This is a genomic window from Isoptericola sp. NPDC060257 (genome assembly GCF_042726645.1).
In the GTDB taxonomy this organism is placed as follows: Bacteria; Actinomycetota; Actinomycetes; order Actinomycetales; family Cellulomonadaceae; genus Isoptericola; species Isoptericola nanjingensis.
The window spans coordinates 1-2,812 of sequence record NZ_JBHXAW010000397.1 but is presented as its reverse complement, the minus strand read 5'-3'; the positions used below and the strand labels follow the sequence as shown (position 1 = coordinate 2,812).

4 protein-coding genes are annotated in these 2,812 nt (G+C 75.7%); all 4 read right to left on the bottom strand.

Translation table 11 applies throughout. The features are described 5' to 3' along the window. The coding region (locus ACFWEK_RS20535; RefSeq protein ID WP_430555237.1) for a YidC/Oxa1 family membrane protein insertase at positions 1-655 on the bottom strand (655 nt) is incomplete at its 3' end. A 129-nt stretch (positions 656-784) separates the two neighbouring features. Next, entirely contained in the window at positions 785-1,069 is a 285-nt protein-coding gene (locus ACFWEK_RS20530; RefSeq protein WP_430555236.1) for a DUF6412 domain-containing protein, read from the bottom strand. A 33-nt stretch (positions 1,070-1,102) separates the two neighbouring features. Further along, positions 1,103-1,900, bottom strand: coding sequence for an SDR family NAD(P)-dependent oxidoreductase (locus ACFWEK_RS20525; protein WP_430555235.1), 798 nt, complete (start codon positions 1,898-1,900; stop codon positions 1,103-1,105). A gap of 22 nt (positions 1,901-1,922) precedes the next feature. Further along, on the bottom strand, positions 1,923-2,812 hold an 890-nt coding region (locus ACFWEK_RS20520), incomplete at its 5' end, for an ATP-binding cassette domain-containing protein (RefSeq protein WP_430555234.1).

Here is a 2,812-nt window from a genome sequence, read left to right as displayed (position 1 = left end):
CCACGACGGCGGTGGCGAACTGCAGCGCGCCCAGCGCGCGCTGCATCCCCGCCGGGCCTGCGGTCGTGACGGCCGCGCGGGGTACGGCCAGCGGCCCGCCGGGCAGCGCGGCGCGCCGTGACAGCTCGCCGACGAGCGCCACGGCGAGCACGAGCCCGCTGAGCACGACGACCGCCGCGACGCCCGGCGCCCCGCCGGAGAGCACCCCGGCGAGGCTCGTGCCGAGCGGCACGCCGAACAGCGTGTGGCCGAGCAGGGCGTTGGCGCCGCCGGCGATCTCCGCGTGCACGAACACCGCGTAGACGGCCCCGACCACCGGGGCCTGCATCAGCATCGGCAGGCAGCCCGCCAGGGGCGTGGTGCCCTCGTCGGCGTAGAGCTGCATCGTGGCGCGCTGCAGCGCCTCGGGGTCCCTGCGGTGCCGGCGCTGCAGCTCGGCGATGCGGGGCGCGAGCCGCACCCGGGTGCGCTCGGCCCGCGCCTGCGAGACGCCGACGGGGATCAGTGCGGCGCGGACGGCGAGGGTCACGGCGACGACGGCGGCCGCCGCGGCGGCGACACCGAAGGCAGGTTCGAGCAGGTCGGTCAGGCTCATCAGGGCGTGGTACGCGCCGCCGAGCACGGCGGCGACAGGGGGCAGGGCGAAGAGATCCATGGGGTGTCCTCGGTCGAACGGTCGGGTGCGCGTTCGCCGAGCACCCCGCGGGCGCGCGGGGTCCGCCGCGCAGCGCGCGACGTCGTGCCGTCCGGGGCGCGGACGGTCAGGGCATGGCCCGAGGGGTGCTCAGCCGGCGAGGACGCCGGGAGCTCGCGGCCGCGGGCGGCCGGGCGCGTGGGGATCGCTCTGGGCGACGAGGGGCGGGAGCTCGTCGTCGCGTCGCAGGACCCGTTCGGTCGCGGGCAGCAGGCGCGGTCCGACCGCCGTCGCGCGCGCCACGAAGCTCAGTGCCATCGCAGCGAGACCGGCGGCGCCGACCAGGAGGAGCAGGGTCGTCAGTGTCGGCGTGCCGAGCAGGACGGCGAGCGACGACGACACGTCGCGCGCCAGCACGAGCAGGGCCTCACCCATGCCGTCCCCCTCCGTGCTCGTCGGGCCGTGTCGTCACGATATCCCGGACCGCTCAGGTCCGTCGGCGAGGCGGGCGAACGCGGCGAGCGGCCCGGCGAGCACGCCGCCCTCCACGGGCAGCGTCACCCCGGTGATCCACGTGGCGTCGTCGGACGCGAGGAACGCGACGGCGGCGGCGATGTCCTCCGGCTCTCCGACGCGGCCCAGCGGGTACATCGGGGCGAGGCGGTCGGGGCCGCCCTGGTCGTCCCAGACGCGGGTGCGGACGGTGCCGGGCGCGACGACGTTGACGCGCACGCCGTCCCGCCCGAGCCGGACGGCGAGGTTCTTGGCCAGCACGACCAGTCCGGCCTTCGCGGCGGAGTAGGCGTCGCCGCCGAACGCCGCGAGCCCGTTGACCGACCCGACCAGCACGACGGCGCCGCCCGGCCGGGCCAGGTGCGGCGCGGCGGCGCGGACCACGCGCGCGGGCCCCGCGAGGTTGAGGTCCACGGTGGCCGCCCAGTCGTCGTCGGTGCCGCCGTCGAGCTGGTCCGGGTGCGGCAGCGCCCCGCCCGCGACGTTGACCACCGCGTCGAGGCGGCCGTGCCGGGCGACGGCGGACTCCATCGCCGCCTCGACCGACGCCCGGTCGGTAAGGTCGCAGGGCACGACGAGCGCGCGCTCGCGCGCGACGGTCGCCAGGGCGGCCACCGTCTCTTCGGCCGCCGCCGTGTCGACGTCGGCCAGCACCACGGCCGCGCCCTCGGCGGAGAGCCGCCGGACGACGGCCGCACCGATGCCGTGGGCGGCCCCCGTCACGAACGCGACGCGCCCCTCGAAGCGGTTCATCGCTCCCTCCCGCCGTCCCGCATCAGGCGCCGACGTAGTCCGCGAGGTGCTCGCCGGTCACGGTGGAGCGGGCGGCCACGAGGTCGGTGGGCGTGCCCTCGAAGACGACCGTGCCGCCGTCGTGCCCGGCGCCCGGCCCGAGGTCGATGATCCAGTCGGCGTGCGCCATGACGGCCTGGTGGTGCTCGATGACGATCACCGTCTTGCCGGCGTCCACGAGCCGGTCCAGCAGGCCCAGCAGGTTCGCCACGTCGGCCAGGTGCAGACCGGTGGTGGGCTCGTCGAGGATGTACGTGCCGCCCTTCTCGCCCATGTGCATGGCGAGCTTGAGCCGCTGCCGCTCGCCGCCGGACAGGGTGTTGAGGGGCTGGCCGAGCTTCACGTAGCCGAGCCCGACGTCCTCCAGGTGGGCGAGGATCTTGTGCGCCGCCGGGATCTTCGCCTCGCCCTCGCGGAAGAAGGCGTGCGCCTGCGCGACCGACAGGTCGAAGATCTCGGCGATGTCCTTGCCCCCGAGCGTGTACTCCAGCACCGACGCCATGAACCGCCTGCCGCCGCAGTCCTCGCACGGCGTCTCGACCGTCTCCATGAAGCCGAGCTCCGTGTAGATGCGGCCGTTGCCCTTGCAGGTGGGGCACGCGCCCTCGGAGTTCGCGCTGAACAGGGCCGGCTTCACGCCGTTCGCCTTCGCGAACGCCTTGCGGATCGGCTCCAGCAGCCCGGTGTAGGTGGCCGGGTTGGAGCGGCGCGAGCCCTTGATCGCGCCCTGGTCGACGACGACGACGCCCTCGCGACCGGCGAGGTTGCCGTGGATGAGGGAGCTCTTGCCGGAGCCCGCGACGCCCGTGACGACGGTGAGGACGCCGGTCGGGACGTCGACGTCGACGTCGCGCAGGTTGTTCTGGGAGGCGC